This window comes from Rhodanobacter sp. UC4448_H15, from assembly GCF_052978265.1.
Map to the genome: position 1 here is coordinate 1,760,266 of NZ_CM129665.1, position 20,827 is coordinate 1,781,092.

Here is a 20,827-nt window from a genome sequence, read left to right on the forward strand (position 1 = left end):
CGCTGGCGAGAGAAGGGCGAGAAAAGCCCCTCTCCCTGCGGGAGAGGGGTTGGGGTGAGGGTTCGGGGTCGAGGCGTGGCTGCAGGTTTCTCCCCGCACCCTCATCCGGCCCTTCGGGCCACCTTCTCACCCGCAAGGGGACTCCCTGCGGTCGCCGAGGGGAGAAGGGCTTTAAAGGCTCCTCTCGCCGCGTGATCGGGTTCACCCTTTCCGACAACGACCGCACCGCTCATCGGCCAATTCCTACCGCCGGTCGGCTGGGGGCTGGCCGCGCCTCGCGCGATGGGTACATTGCACTCAGGGGTATCAGGGAGAATTCCATGCAAGTCCTGTCGCGTCAGCGAGGCATCTCGTTGATCGAGGTGATGATGGCCGTGCTGATCTTCAGCATCGGCCTGATCGGCCTGGCCAGCCTGATGGTGATGGCCACGCGCTCCAACCACGCCGCTTACGTGCGCACCCAGGTGGTATTCCTCGCCAACAGCATGGCGGCGCGGATGAGTGCCAACCCGATCGGCGTGTGGAACGGCAACTACAACAGCACCACCTATCCGGTCTCCTCCAGCTCGATCGGCTGCGGCTCCGGCTCGGCCTGCGATGCAGCGGAGCTGGCCACCCACGACCAGCGCCTGTGGAGCAGCCAGTTGAAGACCTTCCTGCCCGGCCCGTCGGCCAGCATCGACTGCGGCGGTGTGGGTACCGCCGGCTACGACCCCACCTCGCAGCTGGCCATGCAGCCGCCTTATGGCGGCAGCTGCAAGATGAAAATCACCTGGAACGAGCAGGGCACCGGTGACCAAACCAAGCGTGCCAGCGAGCCACAGTCCTTCTCGTGGGAGTTCCAGCCATGAGCGCGTTCCGCATGCTGCCTCGCCATTCGCGCGGCTTCACCTTGATCGAACTTATGGTGGCGATGGTGCTGGGCCTGCTGGTGGCCGCCGGCATCGTCACCGTGTTCGCCTCCACCTCGAGCAGCAACAAGGCGCAGAACCAGCTGGCGCAGTTGCAGGAGGCGGGGCGCTTCGCAGTGACCCGCATGGGCACCGACCTGCGGATGGCCAACGGACAGTACTGCACCAACACCGGCGGCGTGGCCAAGATCGGCACGGGCGGCAATGCGCTCGATCACATCCGCGCGCCCAAGGTCTACGCCAAGAACCTGATCGGTGCCGCTGGCGCGGTCAGTGGCGCGTTCGGCGACGTCACCACCGCCTGGGGCGCCGGTTCGTATCCGGCTGCACCCGCGGCGCCGTACACGATGCCGTCGTTCCTGTTCATGCGTGGCTACGAGTGCACGCTCACCGCCTGCACGCCGGTCGATCCGAACACCAGCATCAGCACCATCCCGGCGATGGGTACCGCGATCAACAATCGGGTCAAGGGCGCCGACGTGCTCACCGTGCGTTACGTCAACCCTGCCGCCGGCTGGGCCATCGTCCCGGCGGGCGTCACCGGCAGCACCTTGGCCACCAGCAGCAGCGCGGCCACCATCACCTCGATCACGCTGGTCCAGCGTACCGGCGAACCGCCGGTGAGCAATGCCGCCAACGGCGACCTGTTCATGCTGGCGGACTGCTCCAACGCGCAGATCTTCCCGGCCACCGCCAGCAGCGTCGGCGTGATCACCCCCTTGGCCAACACCACCGATGGCTTCGGCACCGGCGCGGCCAACCTGCCGACCGCGCAGGAGCCGGAGTCGGCGCCCAAGGTGTTCGACGTCAACCGTGATTTCCAGACCGTCACGTATTACCTCAAGCTGGTCAGCGTCAACAATGACGGCAACGCACCGTTCACCGGTGCACTGATTCGAAGGGTCAACGGCGGTACGGCCGGCCGCGGCGGCTCGGAGGATGAGCTGGTGCGAGGCGTCGAGCGGCTGGATTTCCGCTACGGCGTGCAGGACAACACCGGCAAGACCAGCTTCCTCACTGCCGCCCAGGTCGACGCCGCCCCCGCGGCAAGTTGCCCACCGGCCGAGTTGAATGCGATCACCGCCACCGGTTGCCTGTGGCGCAGCATCAAGAGCATCGAGGTCAGCCTGCTGATGGACGGCCAGACGCCGCTGTACACGCTCACCGGCAACCAGCTGAATTACCGCTACAGCGCCGACGCAAACACCGGCCTGCTGCCGCCGTCCGGTCATGCCATCAGACCCAGCGACCAGGGCTTCCCCGACCAGTTGCTGCGGCGCGAGTTCAGCGTGCTGGTGCCCGTGCGCAACTACAACCCGTGATGAAAGCGGCGGCGCCCACCGGTGCTGCCGCATGATGTTTTCCTGGAGCCAAGTCATGGCGATGCCGAACAAACCACGATCAATGCGAACCGGCCTGCACGCCCAGCGTGGCGCGGTGCTGGTGGTGGCGCTGATCTTCCTGATTCTGCTGACCATCCTGGCGATCAGCGCCTCCGGCCGCTCGCTGTTGCAGGAGCGCATGGCCGGCGGCCTGCACAACGCGCAGCAGGCGGACATGAGCGCGCTCACCGCGCTGCGCGGGGCCGAGTGGAAGCTGTGGACCAGCACCACCAACGTCACTGCCCATCTCAATTGCGGCACCGGCATCTTCACCGACTGCTACGTCTACGACCCGGCCAACCCGATCGCCAACGTGGTCGACTTCCGCACCAAGCAGGGCTGGGTCACGGCAGGCTCCACCGAGTACAAGGGCTACGGCGGTTCGGTCGACTACACCGGCGCCACGACGGGCGATCTCGCGCAGAACCCGCGCTACATCATCGAGGACCTTGGCGTGGAGCTGCCGCCGGGGGTCAGCGGCGGCCTGCATGAATCCGGGGCCACCGGCAGTTCCGGCACCGGCACCGCCAGTTCCAGTCGGCACATTTATCGCATCACCGCGCGCGCCACGGGCGGCAGCGCCAACACCGTGCGCGTGATGGAAAGCACCTTCGCGGCCAAGAGCAACTGAGTCGGAGTATTCAAGCCATGTCTAGTCGTCGGTTTCTTCCCGGACGCATGTCGTCGGCGCTGATGGGCGCCGTGCTCACCGCCGTGGGTGGCCTTTCCGCACCGGCCCCGGTGCCCGCGACGCTGTCGGTGATGGCGCTGGTCGCCGCCGGCAGCAGCTTCGTTTCCGCACCCGCTTCCGCGGCCACGGCGGTGACGAGCGGCATCGTGGAGCTCAGCCCCACGCCGCCCAACGTGACCCAGGCGGTGCCGCCGAACATCGTGGTGACGTTCGATGATTCGGGGTCGATGGCCAGCAACTACATGGGCGACAACCGGCCGTTCGATGGTGGCAGCTGGAGCGGGCCGTGGCGCTGCGCCGGCGTGATCGATCCGCGCATCACGTCCAGCAGCGACGTCCGTTCCAAGGCCATGAACGGTGTGTACTACAACCCGAACGTCGTGTATTCGCCGCCAGTGAAGGCAAACGGATCGTTGTTCCCGAATGCGGACAAGACGTTGGCTGCGGTGTGGCTGGACGGCGTTGGCGTCAACCGACCGTATTCGCCGGTCACGGCCGACACTTACTCCAGCTATCGCAACAATCCCAATGGCACGACCGATCCCACCGGCCTGACTGATCTGACCGGCACGATCAATTACAAGACCAATACCATTATCTTCGTCAAGTTCGGCGACAGTACTGCTTGTCCTGCAAATGCCGACGCGGGTTCCTGTCAGGTGACGAATTCGGCCACCAGTTCCGGCGGCACCAACCGTTTCTGGATAAGCAACTACACCACCTCGGGCAGCGGTATCGGAGCGGTCTATTCGGGCAGCAGCCTGAAAACCCGACTCAGCAGTGGTGGGGGTTACGACCGGATAGACGGCGACAAGACCAGCGCCACGGCAACTTTCGCGAAATGGACGGTCACCACGACTGATACCTCGAGCGTCGTCAGCGACAATCGCTGGAAGTGCGGTTATGGCAGCTCGCCGATGGACGGCAGCAGCGCTGACTCCGATGGCAACACCTATCCGAACGGCGGCCCGTACTACTACCGCTACAAGTCCACGGCGCCCACCATCACGGTCGATACTTTCGGCAACCCGGACAGCGCCGGTCGCGGCAACCTCTACAGCAGCGCCAACTGGGAGGCCGTGGCCGTCCCCAACACGACCGTCACCATCAATGGTCAGTCGGTCAACCAGTGGCAGAACTTCGCCAATTGGTATGCGTACTACCGCACGCGCAACCTGATGACGAAAACCGCGCTGTCGCGCGTATTCGGCTCGCTCGGTGCAACCACGGCCACCGGCGGCTTCGGCAACAGCATTCGCGCCGCGTGGCAGAACATCAACGATGGCACGTTCAAGCTGCCCAGCAGCGCGATCATCACCAGCTTGATCGATGCGTCCGGATGCGATGCGAGTTCGACGACAACCTCCAGTCCTTCGGCCATCCAGCAATCCGGCGCGATCAAGACTCCGCCCGATTGCTACCGCAGCGCATTCTTCAACTGGATGTTCCAGACCGACGCCAGCGGCGGTACGCCCAACCGCGCTTCGACCATTCGCGCCGGCAAGTTCTTCCAGCGTGGCAATGGCAATACCGGCGGCACCGGCAACCTCCAGGATCCGTACTGGGATCCGCCCAAGACCAGCGGAGCCGACGGCCTGGAGCTGGTGTGCCGGCAGAACTACCACATGCTGGTGACTGACGGTTACTGGAACGAGGGCGATCCAACTCTGCCCACCCCGTTCCAGACGTCGCAGTCGGCCGTCTCGGGCAATTTGCCTGACGGCACCGCCTATCCTGCCAATACCGCCGAGTCTCGCGTGTACTGGGACGTGCAGGGCAGCGTCTACACCTCATCGCTGGCCAATATCGCGTTCAACTACTGGGCGACCAATTTGCGCCCCGACCTGTACAAGCCATCCCAGGGCAAGATCGTGCCGCCGTACATGCCCGACACCACCACGGGCGTGGTCACCGGCGCCACCTCGCCGGCCCTGGAGAAGTATTTCAACCCGAAGAACGATCCCGCCAACTGGCCGCACCTGGTGCAGTACATGGTGACCCTGGGCGTACCCGGCAACCTGACCCATTCGACCGACGCCGACTGCACGGATGCCAACAACGATCTATGCCGTTTGCGGCGCGGGCAGACCAACTCCAGCGGAAGTACGGGTTGGCCGCGGCCGATCAACAACGATCCTGCAGCGATCGACGACACCTGGCACGCCGCCGTCAACAGCCGCGGCGCCTACTTCAACGCGGCCAACCCGCAGAACCTGGTCGACCAGCTGACCAACATCCTGACCAACATCAGCGCACGCAACGTGCCGGCGACCACCAGTGCGCTGAACACCAGCGTGCTGGTGCAGGGTGCGATCGGCTTCACCTCGGGCTACAGTTCCGGCGACTGGACGGGTGTATTCCAGGCCATCACGGCGAACGTCGACGGCACCGTGGCGGGCCTGCAGTGGGATGCGGGCGTGATCCTCACTGACGCGACGAAAACGCCGCCGGCCAACCGGCAGATCCTCAGCGCCAAGGAGAAGGCGGATGGGTCGTTCGATGGCGGCACCGCTTTTCGCACCTTCACCGGCCTGGACAACCTGACCGCCAGCACGGGCAGCAGCTATCTGAGCGCGCAGGCCCTGCTCAGCGGCCTGCCGGCCAGCACCGGCAGCACGGACACGGGCCAGGCCCGGCTGGATTACCTGCGCGGTTCGAGGGCGCTGGAGAGCACTGTCTACCGCACGCGCAGCAGCCTGCTCGGCGCCATCATCAACTCGCAGGCCCTGTACGTGGGGGCGCCGTCCAGCGGCTACCACAGCGGCTGGCCGGCGGGCTCGCCCGAGGCCACCGCGATGGCCAACGACAACACCACCTGCGTCGTGACGGCGCCCACCCTGACCACCTGCCACAGCTACGAGGCATTCGCCAAGATCTACCAGGATCGCACGCCCGCAGTGTACGTGGGTGCCAACGACGGCATGTTGCACGCGTTCAACGCCAAGATGGTGCTGGACTCGTCGACGCCACCGGTGGCGGTGCCTGACGCCGACGCGGGCAAGGAGATATTCGCCTACGTGCCGCGCACGGTGTATCCGAACCTGGGCAATCTCACGGCCAGAACCAATTTCAAGTTTGCGCCGACCGTCGATGCCACTCCGGTGACGCGTGACGTGTTCTTTGGCGCCGATACCTCCACCCCGGCCGTGACCACCAAGGGCTGGCATACGTTGCTGGTGGGCGGCTTGCGCCTGGGCGGCCGCGGCGTCTATGCGCTGGACATCACCAATCCCGCCGACGTCACCGAGGCGAATGCCGGGCAGAAGGTTCTGTGGGAGTTCAATGCCGATACGCCGGCGGTGAGCGGCGTGGGCGATCCGGCCGACCTGGGCTACACCTTCGGCCAGCCCAACATCGGCCGCCTGGCCAATGGCAAATGGGTGGTGCTGGTGCCGGGTGGCTATTTCCCCGACTGCAGCAAATCCGATCGTCCCGCGAACTGCGTGACGCTGGCGGCCGCCTCCAAGGGCTACAGCGCGCTGTTCGTGCTGGATGCGCAGACCGGCGCGATGATCCGCGAACTGAAGACGCTGACCACGATCAGCGGTGTCACCAGCGGTGGGTTGTCGTCGGTAGTACTGGGCGACTACAACAACGACCAGATCGACGACGTGGCGTTTGCCGGCGACCTCAACGGCAACCTGTGGCGCTTCGACCTGACCGATCCCAACCCGGCCAACTGGCAGGCGCATGTGACGCTGGCGTTCAAGCCCGCCGTGCAGGGCGACCAGCCGATCACGGTAATGCCGCGACTGTTCCCCGATCCGGCCACCAACCGCTTCATCGTGGTGTTCGGCACCGGCAAGTACCTGGGTGCGGACGACAACACCAGCAACAGCGCCAAGACCCAGTCGATCTACGGCATCCGCGACAAGCTCGACACCAGCGGCAACCCGATCACGGCGGTCAAGGCCGACCTGCAGCAGCAGACGCTGTACGAGGCGCAGTCCGCCAACGGGCTCAACACGCTGCGCGGCCTGACCGACAATTCGCTGACCCTGGCGCAGAACGGGTGGTACATCGACCTGAATCTGTCCACCGCCCCGGGCGAGCGCATGGTGGTCACCGCCGGTGCGTTGTTCAACACCAACCGTGCCATCATCACCACTCTTATCCCGGGCAGCCAGGACCCCTGCAGCGCCACCATCGGCGGTGCGCTGATGGTGCTCAACGCGGCCACCGGTGGCGCGGGTGGCGGCCTGTCCAGCCCGTCCGGTCCGACCGGTGGCTGGAACACAGGGGTAAGTACCGTGGGCGGCCTGGTCAACAATCCGCCTACCGGTGGCTCGGTGCCGGTGGCGTCGGTGATCGGCGGCGGCAAGCTGCTGATCCCTGGCCTGGAGCTGCAGGGCGGCGGCAACCTCAACATCGATGACGCGATCTGGCGTCGACGCTCATGGCGGGAGTTGAACAATGACCTGTGACGGCAAGCCAAGGGGAATGGCGATGGGGCGCATGCGCGGCTTCACCCTGCTCGAACTGATGATCGTGGTAGTGATCATCGCGGTGCTCGCCGCCGTGGCGATCCCGACCTACGGGCGCTACGCGTTCCGCGCGCATCGGGCGGACGGGCAGGAGCTGCTGCTGCGCGTGGCCACGGCGCAGGAGCGCTACTACGCCACGGCCAATGCCTATGGCGGCCTCACGGACATCGGCTTCGATAATCCGGCGATCTCCGAGAAGGGCTTTTACTCGGTGACGGTGGTAGCCAGCTCCTCGTCGCAAGCCTTCGTGGCCACCGCCACGCCGGTCGGCGGGCAGGCCAACGACGTGTGCGGGCCGCTGACGATCGACAACGCGGGCGTGAAGAGGCCCGACCCGGCGTCGGCCTCCTCCAACAGCAACGGCAGCTGCTGGTGATCGCCATGAATGCCATGCCCAACCGCGCGCGCGGCTTCAGCCTGCTGGAGCTGATGATCACGATTACCGTGATGGCGATCCTGCTGGCGATCGCCGTGCCCAGTTTCCGTGACGTGATCCATCGCAACCAGGTCAGCTCGGCCAGCAACGCCTTGCTGGCCAGCGTGAACTACGCGCGCAGCGAAGCGATCACCCGCGGCCAACTGGTGTCGATGTGCCCGGGCGACAAGACCTCGGGCTGCACCTCGGGCGGCACGGTGTACGACCAGGGCTGGATCGTCTACACCTACCCGGCCGGCGCGGCCTCGGCCAACAAGGCCTACGCAGCAGCCAGCTCGATCCTGCTGCGCGCCACCGATCCGCAGACCAACGTGTCGATCCAGGCCAAGAGCGGCACCATCGTCACCTTCGGCCAACAGGGCCAGCTCAAGCCGAGCACGCCACTGGTGTTCGCCACCTGCTACCGCAGCGGCAGCAGCGGTGCCGGCACCATCACCGCCAAGGTGCCCGGCGTCCAGCTCGATGTGAACGGCTCGGGCAGCGTCACCACGAAATCGCTGACGACCGGGAGTTGCACGCCGAGCTGAGCCGGCCCAGGCATTGAACATGGCGCCGTCGCGGATTCCGCGCCGGCGCTTTTTTTTGACACGAGTGTCATCGAAGTCCCTGCGGCCGAGGCTCATCTCCAACAGTCCTGCGGTTCACGCTCAAGGCGATTGGCAGCGAGCGGTGTCGAGTTGCGAGGCGGCGAGGCGCTCACGTAGATCGCCTGGCGCGCGAGATGGCGGTGTAAACCAATTCGCGCGTGAGGATGCGGTTGTCTTCGTCGGGCGGCAATTCAGGCGGATGGGAACGCCTTCGATTCTGCATTTTGCGCGGGAAAACGCCCCTTCTCCGGGGCGTGTTCGGTCCCTGCGCCCTCCCGGGCTTTATGCCACGGCTTGCAGGCGCTGCACGGTCGGCTGCTTCCGTTGCTCGGCCAGCGACAGCTCGTAGTTGGCCTGCAGCGTCATCCAGAACCGGGCGGTACTCACGCCGGCGCGCTCCAGCCTGATCGCCAGATCCGGGCTGATCCCGGCACGGCCGTTGATGACGCGCGACAACGTGGTGCGGGACATCCCGAGCCGGTGTGCGGCATCAGTGACTTCGATGCCGAGCGGCAGCAGCACGTCTTCGCGCAGAAGCTCTCCGGGGTGCGGGTGATTCTTCATCATGGCCATGACCTCTTTCAGTGGTAGTCCTGATAGTCGACCAGCTCCACGTCGGTGCCGACAAACCGGAACGTGACACGCCAGTTGCCATTGACCCACACGGACCAGTGGCCTTTCAGTGCCCCTTTGAGTGGATGGAGTTTGTAACCAGGCTGGTTCAGTTCAGCCTGTGACGTGGCTGCGTCGAGCGCCGCCAGAATGCGACCGAGCTTGGGAACGTGCGCAGCCTGCACTCCACGAGCAGAACCTGTCCGGTACAGGGTTTCAAGTCCCTTGTGGCGGAAGCCGATTATCATGGCTCAAGTGTAGCGTGTGGCGATACACGCTGCAATGAAGGTCACATTCTTTACGGCGAACGGATGGCAGCATGCTCCGCCCTCCAGGTGCGTTTCCTGCCTTCGCGGGAATGACGGTGGGGAAGGATCGATGGTCGGGGCGACAACGGGATGACGAAGGGGCGGCAAGGAGGCTGCAAAGGGGGAGTGGCGGCAGGGAAGGGCCGCCGTGTGGCGGTCAGCCGGCGAGGTGCGCGGGGTCGTCGCGATCGCCGCCATCCTGCGCCAACCGCTCGGCCAGGCCGGAGTGGCGGCGGGTACGGCGCGCCACCGCGTCAGCGATGATCGCTTCGCTGCCGAGCAGGCTGAACCAGCGGCGGGCGCGGGTGATGCCGGTGTAGAGCAGTTCGCGGGTCAGCACCGGGTTCATGGCTGCAGGCAGCACCAGGGCGGCATGCTCGAACTCGGAGCCTTGTGATTTGTGCACGGTGAGCGCGTAGGCCGTTTCCACTTCGGGCAGGCGCGAGGGAGCGACCAGACGCAGGCGCGTGCCGCCGCCTGCTGCCGCGGCGAGGAAGGCCACCGCCAGCCGGCTGCCGCCACCGGCGACAGGCAGCCGCAGGCACAGCCCGATGTCGCCGTTCATCAGGCCCAGCGCGTAGTCGTTGCGGGTGACCATCACCGGGCGACCTTCGTACCAGCCGCTGCTGGCGTCGATCAATCCCTGCGCGTGCAGCGCTTCGGCGACGAGCTGGTTGAGCTTGTCCACACCATGCGGTCCGTGGCGCAGCGCGCACAGCAACTGAAATCGATTGAACGCCTGCAGGGCGCTGGTGGCCCAGTCCGCGTGGGCGTCGTCACCGGCGTCGGTGGCCGGGCGGCAGGAGTGCAAGGTATCGAGGTAGTGGCGGTAGCCGCAGGCGCCGCCGGGCGCCGCGGTGCCATGGATGACGAGCGCTTGCAGCGTGCCGACGTCGGCAGCGGGCAGCCAGGCGAGGTCGTCGCAAGGTGCGCCCAGCAGCGCCAATGTGGCGGCCGCATCACCCATGTTCACGTCCTGTGCCAGCCGGCCGATGCCGCTGGCGGCGCTGAAGCGATGGCTCACGCGCAGCATGGCGATGTGTTGATCCAGCGGCTGTGCATCGGCCTGCACGAAGTCGCCGATGTCGTCGCCGCTGGTGGCCGCGATCCACCGTGCGGTGGTGGCATCGTAATGACCACCGTCGGCACGCCGGCACAGGTCGCCCAGTACCGCGCCGGCCTCCACCGAGGCGAGCTGGTCCTTGTCGCCCAGCAGGATCAGCCGCGCCGACGCGGGCAGCGCGTCGAGCACGGCGGCCATCATGTCCAGGTCAATCATCGACGCCTCGTCGATCACGAGTACGTCCAGCGGCAGCGGGTTGGTGCGGTCGTGGCGGAAGCGCCGGGTATCGGGGCGGGCGCCCAGCAGGCGATGCAAGGTGGCCACCTCGGCGGGCACGGTGGCGCGCACGGCGTCGTCCACATCCAGTCGGGCGAGCTGAGCGCTGATCGATGCATTGAGCCGCGCCGCCGCCTTGCCGGTGGGTGCGGCGAGGCGGATGCGCAGCGCCGGCGCCTGTGCGCGCCATTGCAGGGTCTGCAGCAGCCCGAGCAGGCGCACCACGGTGGTGGTCTTGCCGGTACCGGGGCCACCGGTGATCACGCCGAAGCCGCTGCGCGCGGCCAGCGCACAGGCGATGCGCGGCCAGTCGAGTGTGTCGCCGGCAGCGGTCGGGAACAGTCGCGCCAGTTCCTCGGCCAGGTACGGCGAGGGCGGTTCCGCGCGCGCCACGCGGTCCAGGATGCCCTTCGCCACCTCGCGCTCGTGGTTCCAGTAACGGCGCAGGTAGAGTCGCCCGCCGTCGAGGACCAGCGGCGCACTGGCCGGTTCGCCACCGTCGCCGGCGGCGAGCAGCGAAGACGCGGGCGGGTCGTCGCGCAGCGTGTCGGCCAGTGCACGCCAGTCATCGGGCCAGTCCTGTTCGTTGGCCAGCGCGTCGAGTCCGGCGAGGTCGAGGCAGAGATGACCGTCGGCCAGTTGCCGGCTGAGCACCGCGGCCAGCCAGGCGAGTGCGGGTGCGATGTTCGGTTCCCGTTCGATCAGGAAGCGCGCGAAGGCCACGTCCAGCGGGCGCAGGCGCTGCTGTTGCAATGCGTGGTCGAGCAACGAGGAGAGCATGTCATGCCGCATGCGTGGTGCCCCCCGAGGCGAAGAGCTGGTCGAGGGCGTCGACCAGGGCGAACGGCAGCCGTTCGCGATGCACGCCGCGACCGCTGCCATCCACCCCGCGCAGGTAGAGGTAGAGCACGCCGCCCATGTGGGTGTCGTAGTCGTAGTCGGGCAGGCGCGCCCTGAGCTGGCGATGCAGCGCCAGTGTGTAGATGGCGTACTGCAGTTCGTAACGGCTCTGCAGCACCGAGGTGCGCATGGCTTGATCGGTGTACGCGGCGGCGTCCTTGCCGAGGTAGTTGGATTTGTAGTCGGCCACGTACCAGCGGCCCTCATGCTCGAACACCAGGTCGATGAAGCCCTTGAGCATGCCGTTGACGAGGTTGGGCGCCAGTGCGGGACGTGGTGCGCCATCCAGCGTGTGCGCGGTGACGAGGCGATCCAGCGCCTGCGCCTGCACGAGATTGGCCTCGAACCAGAACTCCAGTTCGGCTCGGTAATGCAGCGGATCGGCAAGCGCGGTCAGCGCCATGTGGGTGCCGCCAGGCAGCGGCAATGGCGTGCGCAGCAGCGCGGGCAGCCAGGCGGTGAGCGGTTCGATCCAGTGCTTCCAGCCGCGTGCCTGGCAGCGGCGGGCGAGGGTGTCGCGCAGCAGCGGCGACGGTGCGGCGGCGCGGGCGAAACCTTCCTCGGCGCAGTGCTCCAGCAGCTCGTGCAGGAACGTGCCGGGCGCGGCGCCACGCTCGAAGCCGTGAATGCCCGGCGCGGATGCGGAGGCCTCGATGTCGGCTTCCGTCTGCACGGCTTCGGCCAGCGTGGCCTGGCTCGCGGTTTCCGGTGCGGCGTGCGGTGCGGTTTCGTCGTGCCGGGCCAGTGCGCTGTAGCTGGCGATCCACCACGGCGTGTGCGCGGGCAGCGTGCACTGGCGCGCGGGGCGTGGCTGGCTGGTGTTGTCCTCGGGCTGGTAGCGCCGGGTTCCCGCGGCTTCGGGAAGGGTGACGAGCTGGATGGCGGACTGGCCCCGGGTCAGCGTTTGCAGCGTGGGCATCAGCTCGCCGGCCTCGATGATGTTGCCGCCGGCCAGCACGTAGCCGAAGGCGGATTTGTGCAGGCCGGAATCCTTCTTTGCGCCGTCCTTGAGGCAGCCCACGCCCAGCCAGCACAGATAGCGGCCGCGGGTGAGTGCGACGTAGAGCAGGCGCAGGTCTTCCTGCAGGCGCGCGATCTCGGCGGCTTGCCAGGCGTCATTGCCGGGGCGCAGGTCGAAGTGCGCCACGGCGTGTTCGTCGTGCCAGAGCAGCGGTTTCCTGCCGTCGGTTTCCCTGTAACCGCAGACAAAGGGCAGCAGCACCACCGGGTACTCCAGGCCCTTGGATTTGTGGATGGTCACCACCTTGATCAGGGCGGCTTCGCTTTCCAGTCGCACGATCTGTTCTTCGGGTGCCTCGCCACCGGCGGGGTTGGCAATCTGCGCGGCGAGGTGGCGGATCAGCGCGTGTTCGCCGTCCAACCCGGTAGCGGCTTGTTGCAGCAGCTCGGCCAGGTGCAGCAGATTGGTGAGCGCACGCTCGCCGCCATCGCGTGCGAGCAGGCGCGCGGGCACGCCGAAGCGGTGCAGCAGTTCGTGCAGCATGGCCAGCACGCCATGGCGTCGCCACAACGCATGCAGCTGGCGGAAGTGCTCGCCGCAGCCTTCCCAATGGGCCTCGTCGGTGTTCAGGCGATCCAGCTCGGCCAGGCTCTGGCCCATCATCGGCGTGGCCAGCGCGGTGCGCATGGCGCGGTCGTTGCCGGGGTTGGCACAGGCGGCGAGCCAGGTTTGCAGCTCCTTGGCCTCGCCGCTGGCGTAGACCGATTGCTTGTCCGAGAGGTACACGTGGGCGAGGCCGCGCGCGTGCAGCGCCGCGCGCATCGCGGCGGCATCGTTCCTGTCACGCACCAGAATGGCGATGTCGCCGGGTCGCAACGGCGTGAGCCGGCCCTCCTCGCCGACGAAGCCGCAGCGGCCTTGCCGCGCGGCGGTGAGCCATTCCACCAGCTGCGCGGCGGCGTGGGCGGCAAGCGTCTCGCGATAGTCGCCGGCGCCGATGGTGGTGGCGGACGTCTGGACGGCCATTTGCATGGCCGGCAGGTCGGCGCCGTCGAGTTGAAACCGATCCTTGCGGCCCCTGGCGTTCACCGCGACGAAGGGAAGCTTTGCGCCGAAGCCGAAGGCGCCCGTGACGCGCCCGTTCGTGGCGTGCTGGTCGGCGAACTCGAAAACGTGGTTGACCGCCTTCACCAGCGCATCGGTGGAGCGGTAGTTGGTGTCCAGCGTCCAGTGCGGGCTGGCGGCCTTGTCGCGCGCGGCGAGATAGGTGTGGATGTCGGCGCCGCGAAAGCCGTAGATCGCCTGCTTGGGGTCGCCGATCAGCAGCAGCGCCTTGCCTTCGGCGCCGTGGAAGACGCGCTGCAAGATGCGCCACTGCAGCGGGTCGGTGTCCTGGAACTCGTCCACCAGCGCCACCGGGTATTGCGTGGCGATCAGGCGCGCGAGGGTATCGCCGGTAGCTCCGCGCAGGGCGGCATCCAGGCGCTTGAGCATGTCGTCGTAGCCGAGCAAGGCCTGCTTGCGGCGGGCCTGGTCCGTACGCTTCGCCACCCGGGGCGCGGCATGCGCGAGCAGCAGTGGCGGCAGCGACGCGGCCTGCCGGCGCGCGGCCAGCAGATGCTCGACCGCCGCAAAGGCGTCATGCGTGGGCGGCTGCTTGCCGGCCATCGTGCGCTCGGCGAAATAGGCCGGCGTGAAGCGCTCCAGCGTGGCGTCGTCGAGCGCGTTGCCCTGTGCCCAATCGAACATGCTGGCGAGATGGCCGGGCAAGCCACGGGCTTGCAGTCGGCGGCCGTCGAACACTTTGGTTTGCGAGGCCACGAGAAGCAGCGCTTCAATGGCATCGGCGTGCTGCAGCCACAGGCTTCGCGCCCGCATCTCGGCGGTGTGCAGGGCCTTGGCCTGCGCGGTCAGCAGGTCGCCGGGATCGCGCAAGGCAATCAGCGGCTGGCCGTCCAATTGCAGACGCTCGACGTGGGGCAGCAGCGGCTTCAGCGCGGCCTGCAGCGCGTCGGGCGTATCCCACGACTGCGCGTACAGCGCGGCAGCTTCGATGCCCAGCGTCAGCACATGGCCGCGCCAGTAGTCGCGCACGGCTTCGGCGAGCAGGTCCGCCTCGTCGGCCACGGCATCTGCGCTGGCCGTCTCGCCACTGGCGAAAGCGTGCTGGGTGAGCATGCGCTGGCACCAGCCGTGAATGGTGAACACGGCGGCCTCGTCCATCCATTGCGCGGCGAGTTCCAGCTGGCGCGCGGCGCGGGCGCGCGGTTCGGCGCCGGGGTATCCGGCGATCAGCTCGCGCAGGAAATCATCCGGCGCGGCCTGGTCGCGGAAGGCGGCGGCAGCTTCGGCCAGGCGCGTGCGGATGCGCTCGCGCAGCTCGGCGGTGGCGGCCTTGGTGAATGTCATCACCAGGATCTGCGCGGGCAGTAGCGGCGCGCCCCCGCCGTGGCCAAGCACCAGGCGCAGGTACAGCGCGGCGATGGTCCAGGTCTTGCCGGTGCCGGCGCTGGCTTCGATCAGCTGGGTGCCGGTCAGCGGCAGGCGCAACGGGTTCAGGGCTTGCGCGGCGCTCATGCGGTTTCTTCCATGACGCATGCGGCGTCCAGCAGGGGGCGGTACAGGTGCAGCCAGCGTTCGAAGCCGGCGTCGTGCAGGGTGGCGAAGTCGGGCCAGCGGCGGGCGAGGGCGGGTTCCTCGTCCACCTCGCCGTGGCCGTGCGGGCCATCGCTGTGGTCGTAGACCCTGCTGGCATGGACGAAGGGATCTTTCTGCTTGTCGGGGTCGGCCCCCTGGTTCGCGGCCTCGACCTGCAGCCAGGCGAAGGCGCTCTTGCGCACGATCGGCAGTGGCGTGGTCATGCCGGTGGCAAAGGCGGCGAGCAGGTCGTCGAGGTGGTGCTTTGCGGTGGCGACGTCCAGCGGCAGCAACTGCACCAGTGCGTCCGGTGCCACGATGCAGGTGGTGGCGGGCAGTGCGTTGGCGTTCGCCAGCAGGTGCGCGACCCAGTGGGCGAGCAGCTTGTCGTGGCGCAGCGCCTTCTTGTCCACGAGCTTGCTGGCCGTGGCGATGAGGCGGGTGAGATTGCCGTGCTCATCCTCGCGCAGGTCGTCCAGGCCGTCTTCCACGATCAGGCCGTGCGCGGTGGCGCGCAGCAGGCAGGTGTTGCCGGTGCGCGGGTAGTGCGCGTCCAGTGCCTGCCAGCGCGTGGCGACGCGCTCGACGGCGGCTTCCATCGGCTCCAGCGTCAGCGCGCCGAAGCTGCCCGGCGGCAGCGCACCTTGCTCGTGCAGGCGTTGCATGGCTGGTGCCACCGCGTCGTGGCCGTCATGGATGGCGGTGCGCAGCAGGGCGTCGGTGAACTGGTGGTTCTCCAGATGATCCAGCGCGAAGGGCTCGTTGTCCGTGTCGACCTCATCGTCGCCGGCAAAGTGCACCCCGAGGCGTTCGGCATAGAACACCTTGGCGGGCGACTTGAGGAAGCGCTGCAGCAGGGCGAGGTTCAACGGCGTTTCGCGCTGCCAGGGCTGGAGCGGGGCGTCGCCGCCGGCCGGTGCGACCTGGCGTGCGCGCTGCCATTCGCCGGCATAGGTGAACAGTCGCGCATCGCTGGCGGTATCGAAATAGCTGGGACTGAAGGCTTGCAGCGGGTACTCGGTGGTGAGGGACAAAAGGGGGTCGGAGTCACTTTTCGTGGCGGCCGACGCTGGCGAGCGGTCATCGGAAAAGTCACTCTGCCCCTCTATTTTCCACCCCGCGGCGAGGTAGTCGCGCAATTGCCCCACCAGCACCGACGGCGGCAGCTCGCTGTTGTCGCGAGCGCTCTTGCCCACCCAGCTCACGTACAGTGCGTCGCGGGCGGCGAGCAGGGCTTCGAGGAAAAGGTAGCGATCGTCTTCGCGGCGGGAGCGGTCACCGGGGCGTGACTGGCCGGGCGTGGCCATCAGGTCGAAATCCGGCGCGTTGGCGCGGCGCGGGTAGGCATCGTCGTTCATGCCGAGCAGGCACACCACGCGGAAGGGAATGGCGCGCATCGGCATCAGGGTGGCAAAGCTCACCGCGCCGCCGAGGAAGCGTTGCGAAAGATGGCTTTCGTCCACCGCGCCCAGCCAGTATTCACGCACGACGGCAAGTGGCAGGGCGTGGCCGAAGCCCGCCTCAAGGCAGGTTTGCTCCCATGTTTCCAGCGCATCGGCCAGACGTTGCAGCAGGATGGCGTCGCCGTCGTCGCGGCCGGCATCGAAGAACGCCGCGAGCAGGCCGCGCAGGCGATCGCCCCACGCCGCGGGCGTGGCCGGGGTGGCGAGCAGGCGGCCGTAGTGGTCGAGCTGATCCAGCAGTTGCACCAGCGGGCCGACCAGGGCGGCGTCCAGGCCGGCCACTTCGCCGTAGGGGGCAATGCCGTCCAGTGATTCGCCATCGCCCACCGCGTAGCCCAGCAGCATGCGGCGCAGACCGAAGCGCCAGCTGTTCTGTTCCTCCGGCGGCAGGCCCAGGTTTTGCTTTTGCGGGCCGTCAAGGCCCCAGCGGATGCCGGTGCCTTCGATCCAGCGGCGCAACACGGGCAGGCCGGCCTCATCCAGCTGAAAACGGCAGCGCAGTGCGGGCGTGTCCAGCAGGTCGAAAATGTCGCCCGCGGCGTAGCGTGATTCGGGCAGGCGCAGCAGTTGTTCCAGCGCCACCAGCAGCGGCGCGGTGCCGCGCGCGGGGCGGTCGGCGATGCTGCAGGGCATGTGGCGCGGGTCGTTCGGCGGCAGGCGGCCGAACACGGCCTGGATGTGCGGTGCGTAGGCGGCGATGTCGGGCACCATCACCATCACGTCGCGCGGCGCCAGCGGCTTGCCCTCGCGCTCGGCCTGCTCGAACCGGGCGAGCAGGTTGTCGTGCAGGATCTCCACTTCGCGCTGCGGGTTGTGCGCAACGTGGAAGCGCAGCGAGTCGTCGCCGGCGATCAGCTGCCGGCGTTGCGCGGGGTGGGCGGGCAGCGGCTCCAGGTCGAGGATCGCCTGCTGCACCTGGTGCAGCAGGGTGTCCGTGCCCGGATCGTCGAACAGGTCGATGTCGCGGCCCAGTGCGGCGAAGCGTGCGCGGTACGCGGCCGGCGCATCGAAGCTGTCCAGCAGGCGGATGTAGTCACGGCCCTGCTTGCCCCAGGCGGCCAGCAGCGGGTTGGCGTGCTGGTGCAGGTCTTCGAAGCGCGGTTCGGGCGGCAGGCCGGGCTTGCCGGCGTGGCGGCGCTGCGCCGCCTTGAGCAGCTCGCGATCCTCGATGATGTCGGCCCAGTAGTGGCGACACGGGTTGGCCACCACCAGCAGTACCTGGCTGAAACGGGCCAGCGCGGTGAGCGCCTCCAGGGTCTGCTGCGGCAGGGAGGAGATGCCGAACACCACGATGCGCCGCGGCAGCGCCGCCGGCCGTTCGGCTGCGGTGGCGAGGCGCTCGACGAAGCTGCGATGCACGGCGGCGCGATGCTGCCGGCGTTCGGCGGGACCGACGTCGTCCAGCAGCAGGCGCCACAATCGCGGTTGCCAGCGATGGCTGGCCTCGATGGATGTGCGCCGGCCACGCAGGTCGTCGCGCAGCACGTCGTCGCCGTGTTCCCAGTCGTCCAGCCAGTCCGCGCGATAGACCTGGTACTGGTCGAACAGGTCGGCAACCTGGGCGGCGAGCTGGTACTGGCGCAAGCCGTCGGCTTCGGCGTGCCCGGCCAGCAGGTAATCGCGCAACGGGCCGAAGTCGGGGTCGTCCACGTGCTGCGGAATCAGCCGCAGCAGCCGCCAGGTCAGCCGCGACTTGTCGAACGGCGAGGTGGAGGCCACTGCCTCGCGGCCCAGCACCGCGCGATAGGCGGTCCACAGGAACCGCCCGGGCAACTGCATGTCGATCGCCGCGCTGATGCCCAGCCCGCCATCCGCCGGTGCGCGGGCCAGCGCCAGCTTCAGCCACTGCGCGATGCCGTTGCTCTGCACCAGCATCAGCTCGTCTTCCAGCGGCCGCAGCGGCGTGCCTGCCAGCCAGGCGGCGAGCAGATCGCGCAGGTCTTCCAGGCGGTTGCCGTGCAGCACCATCAGGCCCGCTTCGATCGAACTCCCGGCAGAGATCGTGGCGGTGCTCACCGGGGGCGTGGCTCGTGTGCGCTCATGCGGCGATTGTCTCCAAGTGGAGCGGCATTGTCGCCCGTCCGGGTCTCGACGCCTGCGACGGGTGGGCCGTGTCGATCCGCGGCACGCTGGTTCGTCGGTGAAGTGAAGCCGGCGCACGGTGATCCGGCCCCACGGGAGACACTTGCGATGCGATGCATGGTGATAGTCAAGGCCACCGCCGAATCGGAAGCCGGCGTGATGCCGAGCCAGGAGTTGCTGGCTGCGATGGGCAAGTTCAACGAGGAGCTGGTCAAGGCCGGCGTGATGCTTGCCGGCGAAGGGTTGGCGCCCAGCGCGCGCGGTGCACGGGTGACGTTCTCCGGCAGGCAGCGCCATGTCGTCGACGGGCCGTTCACCGAGACCAAGGAGCTGGTCGCCGGCTTCTGGCTGTGGCAGGTGAAATCGCTCGACGAGGCGATCGCCTGGGTGCGGCGTTGCCCCAATCCGATGGAGGGCGAGTCGGTGATCGAGATCCGCCCGGTGTTCGAGGCGGAGGATTTCGGCGAGGCGTTCACGCCCGAGCTGCGCGAGCAGGAAGCCCGCCTGCGCGCGCAACTGGGCCACGAGTAGGGCGGGTACCGCCCGCCAGCGCGACGGGCGGCAGCCCCCACCAACGGCGCTTGCGCCCGCCGCGGACCGGTGCTGTGATCGGCGGTCATGAGCATGACCGACACCCATCGCACCATCGACGCGGTCTGGCGCATCGAATCGGCCCGGCTGATCGCCGGCCTCGCGCGGATGCTGCGCGATGTCGGGCTGGCCGAGGAACTGGCGCAGGACGCGCTGGTGACGGCGCTGGAACAGTGGCCGCAAACCGGCGTGCCGGACAACCCCGGCGCCTGGCTGATGACCACCGCCAAGCGCCGTGCCATCGATCGCCTGCGCCGGCACAAGCTGGTCGAACGCAAGCACGAGCAACTTGTGCACGAATGGGATCGCGAACACGAATCCGCCGAGGCCGTCGCCGAACGCACGCTGGACGACCCGTTCGGCGACGATCTGCTGCGGCTGATCTTCACCGCCTGCCACCCGTTGCTCTCGATGGAGGCACGAGTGGCGCTGACCCTGCGCCTGCTCGGCGGGCTGGGCACGGACGAGATCGCGCGCGCCTTCCTGGTGCCGGAGGCAACGATTGCCCAGCGCATCGTGCGGGCCAAGCGCAGCCTGGCCAAGTCGGACGTGGCCTACGAAGTGCCGCGCGGCGACAAGCTGGCTGAGCGGCTGGCCGCCGTGCTCGGGGTGATCTACCTGATCTTCAACGAGGGCTATGCGGCCACCACCGGCGACGACTGGATGCGCCCGGGCCTGTGCGAGGACGCGCTGCGCCTGGGCCGCGTGCTGGCCGGGTTGATGCCGCGCGAGCCGGAGGTGCATGGGCTGGTGGCGTTGATGGAGATCCAGGCCTCGCGCGCCCGCGCGCGCACCGATGCGCGCGGCGAGCCGATCCTGCTGCTCGACCAGGACCGCGCGCTGTGGGATCGCCTGCTGATCGGCCGTGGGCTCGCCGCGCTGGAACAGGCGCGCCGGTTGGGCGGCGAGCTGGGCCCGTACGCCCTGCAGGCGGCGGTGGCGGCCTGCCACGCGCGCGCCGCCACGGCCGCGGAAACCGACTGGTCGCGGATCGCCGCGCTGTACGCCGTGCTGGCCCGGGTCGCGCCCTCGCCGGTGGTGGAGCTCAACCGCGCGGTGGCGGTGGGCATGGCCAGCGGTGCGGCCGAGGGCCTGGCCCTGGTCGATGCGCTGGGCGACGAGCCGAGCCTGCGCCATTACCACCTGCTGCCCGCCGTGCGCGGCGATCTGCTGGCGCGGCTGGGGCGCGGCGAGGAGGCGAGCCGGGAGTTCGAGCGCGCCGCCACGCTGACCCGCAACCGTCGCGAGCAGGCCATGATGCGCGAGCGGGCGCGTGCCTGCCGGTAGCGGCGCTGATCGGCCCGTTCTGACCCAAACGGCATGGATTTCCCCGGCCGCTGTCCGGCGGCATGGCGCGGGAATGCGGGCGATGCCTGCAGGCAAGGGGTTTCCGTGGTGCGGTTGCGGTGGCGTGGAACTTGCTTCTACTGCGCCGTGAACCAG

Annotated in this window: 13 protein-coding genes; 8 read left to right on the forward strand and 5 right to left on the reverse strand. The window is 68.1% G+C overall.

All coding sequences use genetic code 11. The features are described from left to right. The first annotated feature begins 320 nt into the window (after positions 1-320). The 6 genes from pilV (at position 321) to ACVCMI_RS07895 (ending at position 8,431) form a co-directional block, all read left to right on the forward strand. Positions 321-851, forward strand: coding sequence for a type IV pilus modification protein PilV (gene pilV, locus ACVCMI_RS07870; protein WP_447099238.1), 531 nt, complete (start codon positions 321-323; stop codon positions 849-851). Further along, positions 848-2,233 carry a PilW family protein gene (locus ACVCMI_RS07875; protein ID WP_447099237.1) on the forward strand — a complete coding sequence of 462 codons (1,386 nt, stop codon included), beginning with the start codon at positions 848-850 and terminating at the stop codon, positions 2,231-2,233. The genes pilV and ACVCMI_RS07875 overlap by 4 nt, the downstream gene beginning before the upstream one ends. A gap of 82 nt (positions 2,234-2,315) precedes the next feature. Then, a complete protein-coding gene (locus ACVCMI_RS07880) occupies positions 2,316-2,924 on the forward strand; it encodes a pilus assembly PilX family protein (RefSeq protein WP_447099236.1) in 609 nt (202 codons plus the stop codon). A 17-nt stretch (positions 2,925-2,941) separates the two neighbouring features. Continuing rightward, on the forward strand, positions 2,942-7,408 hold the full coding sequence (locus ACVCMI_RS07885) for a pilus assembly protein (RefSeq protein ID WP_447099235.1): 4,467 nt from the start codon (positions 2,942-2,944) through the stop codon (positions 7,406-7,408). Between the two features lie 22 nt (positions 7,409-7,430). Continuing rightward, the gene (locus ACVCMI_RS07890) at positions 7,431-7,844 is read left to right on the forward strand and encodes a type IV pilin protein (RefSeq protein WP_447099234.1); all 414 of its coding nucleotides are present in this window, start codon (positions 7,431-7,433) and stop codon (positions 7,842-7,844) included. Between the two features lie 5 nt (positions 7,845-7,849). Beyond that, positions 7,850-8,431, forward strand: a complete 582-nt coding sequence (locus ACVCMI_RS07895) for a GspH/FimT family pseudopilin (protein ID WP_447099233.1) — start codon at positions 7,850-7,852, stop codon at positions 8,429-8,431. 342 nt (positions 8,432-8,773) lie between these two features. On the opposite strand, the gene ACVCMI_RS07900 is transcribed toward ACVCMI_RS07895, so the two are convergent. The 5 genes from ACVCMI_RS07900 to recC form a co-directional block, all read right to left on the reverse strand. Beyond that, positions 8,774-9,064, reverse strand: a complete 291-nt coding sequence (locus ACVCMI_RS07900) for a HigA family addiction module antitoxin (RefSeq protein WP_447099232.1) — start codon at positions 9,062-9,064, stop codon at positions 8,774-8,776. An 8-nt stretch (positions 9,065-9,072) separates the two neighbouring features. After that, the gene (locus ACVCMI_RS07905) at positions 9,073-9,351 is read right to left on the reverse strand and encodes a type II toxin-antitoxin system RelE/ParE family toxin (RefSeq protein WP_447099231.1); all 279 of its coding nucleotides are present in this window, start codon (positions 9,349-9,351) and stop codon (positions 9,073-9,075) included. Positions 9,352-9,568: 217 nt separating this feature from the next. Further along, positions 9,569-11,530 carry an exodeoxyribonuclease V subunit alpha gene (gene recD / locus ACVCMI_RS07910; RefSeq protein WP_447110625.1) on the reverse strand — a complete coding sequence of 654 codons (1,962 nt, stop codon included), beginning with the start codon at positions 11,528-11,530 and terminating at the stop codon, positions 9,569-9,571. Position 11,531: 1 nt separating this feature from the next. Beyond that, positions 11,532-15,188: an exodeoxyribonuclease V subunit beta gene (gene recB, locus ACVCMI_RS07915; protein ID WP_447099229.1), complete on the reverse strand. Its 3,657-nt coding sequence runs from the start codon at positions 15,186-15,188 to the stop codon at positions 11,532-11,534. Continuing rightward, a complete protein-coding gene (gene recC / locus ACVCMI_RS07920) occupies positions 15,185-18,727 on the reverse strand; it encodes an exodeoxyribonuclease V subunit gamma (RefSeq protein ID WP_447099228.1) in 3,543 nt (1,180 codons plus the stop codon). Before recC ends, recB begins: the two co-directional genes overlap by 4 nt. A 174-nt stretch (positions 18,728-18,901) precedes the next feature. Here recC and ACVCMI_RS07925 point away from each other — a divergent pair, with 174 nt between their 5' ends. Together ACVCMI_RS07925 and ACVCMI_RS07930 are read left to right on the forward strand one after the other, a co-directional pair. Next, positions 18,902-19,324 (forward strand): YciI family protein, encoded by a 423-nt coding sequence (locus ACVCMI_RS07925; RefSeq protein ID WP_447099227.1) that lies wholly within the window; start codon positions 18,902-18,904, stop codon positions 19,322-19,324. An 87-nt stretch (positions 19,325-19,411) separates the two neighbouring features. Next, positions 19,412-20,671 carry an RNA polymerase sigma factor gene (locus ACVCMI_RS07930; protein ID WP_447099226.1) on the forward strand — a complete coding sequence of 420 codons (1,260 nt, stop codon included), beginning with the start codon at positions 19,412-19,414 and terminating at the stop codon, positions 20,669-20,671. Positions 20,672-20,827 lie beyond the last annotated feature (156 nt).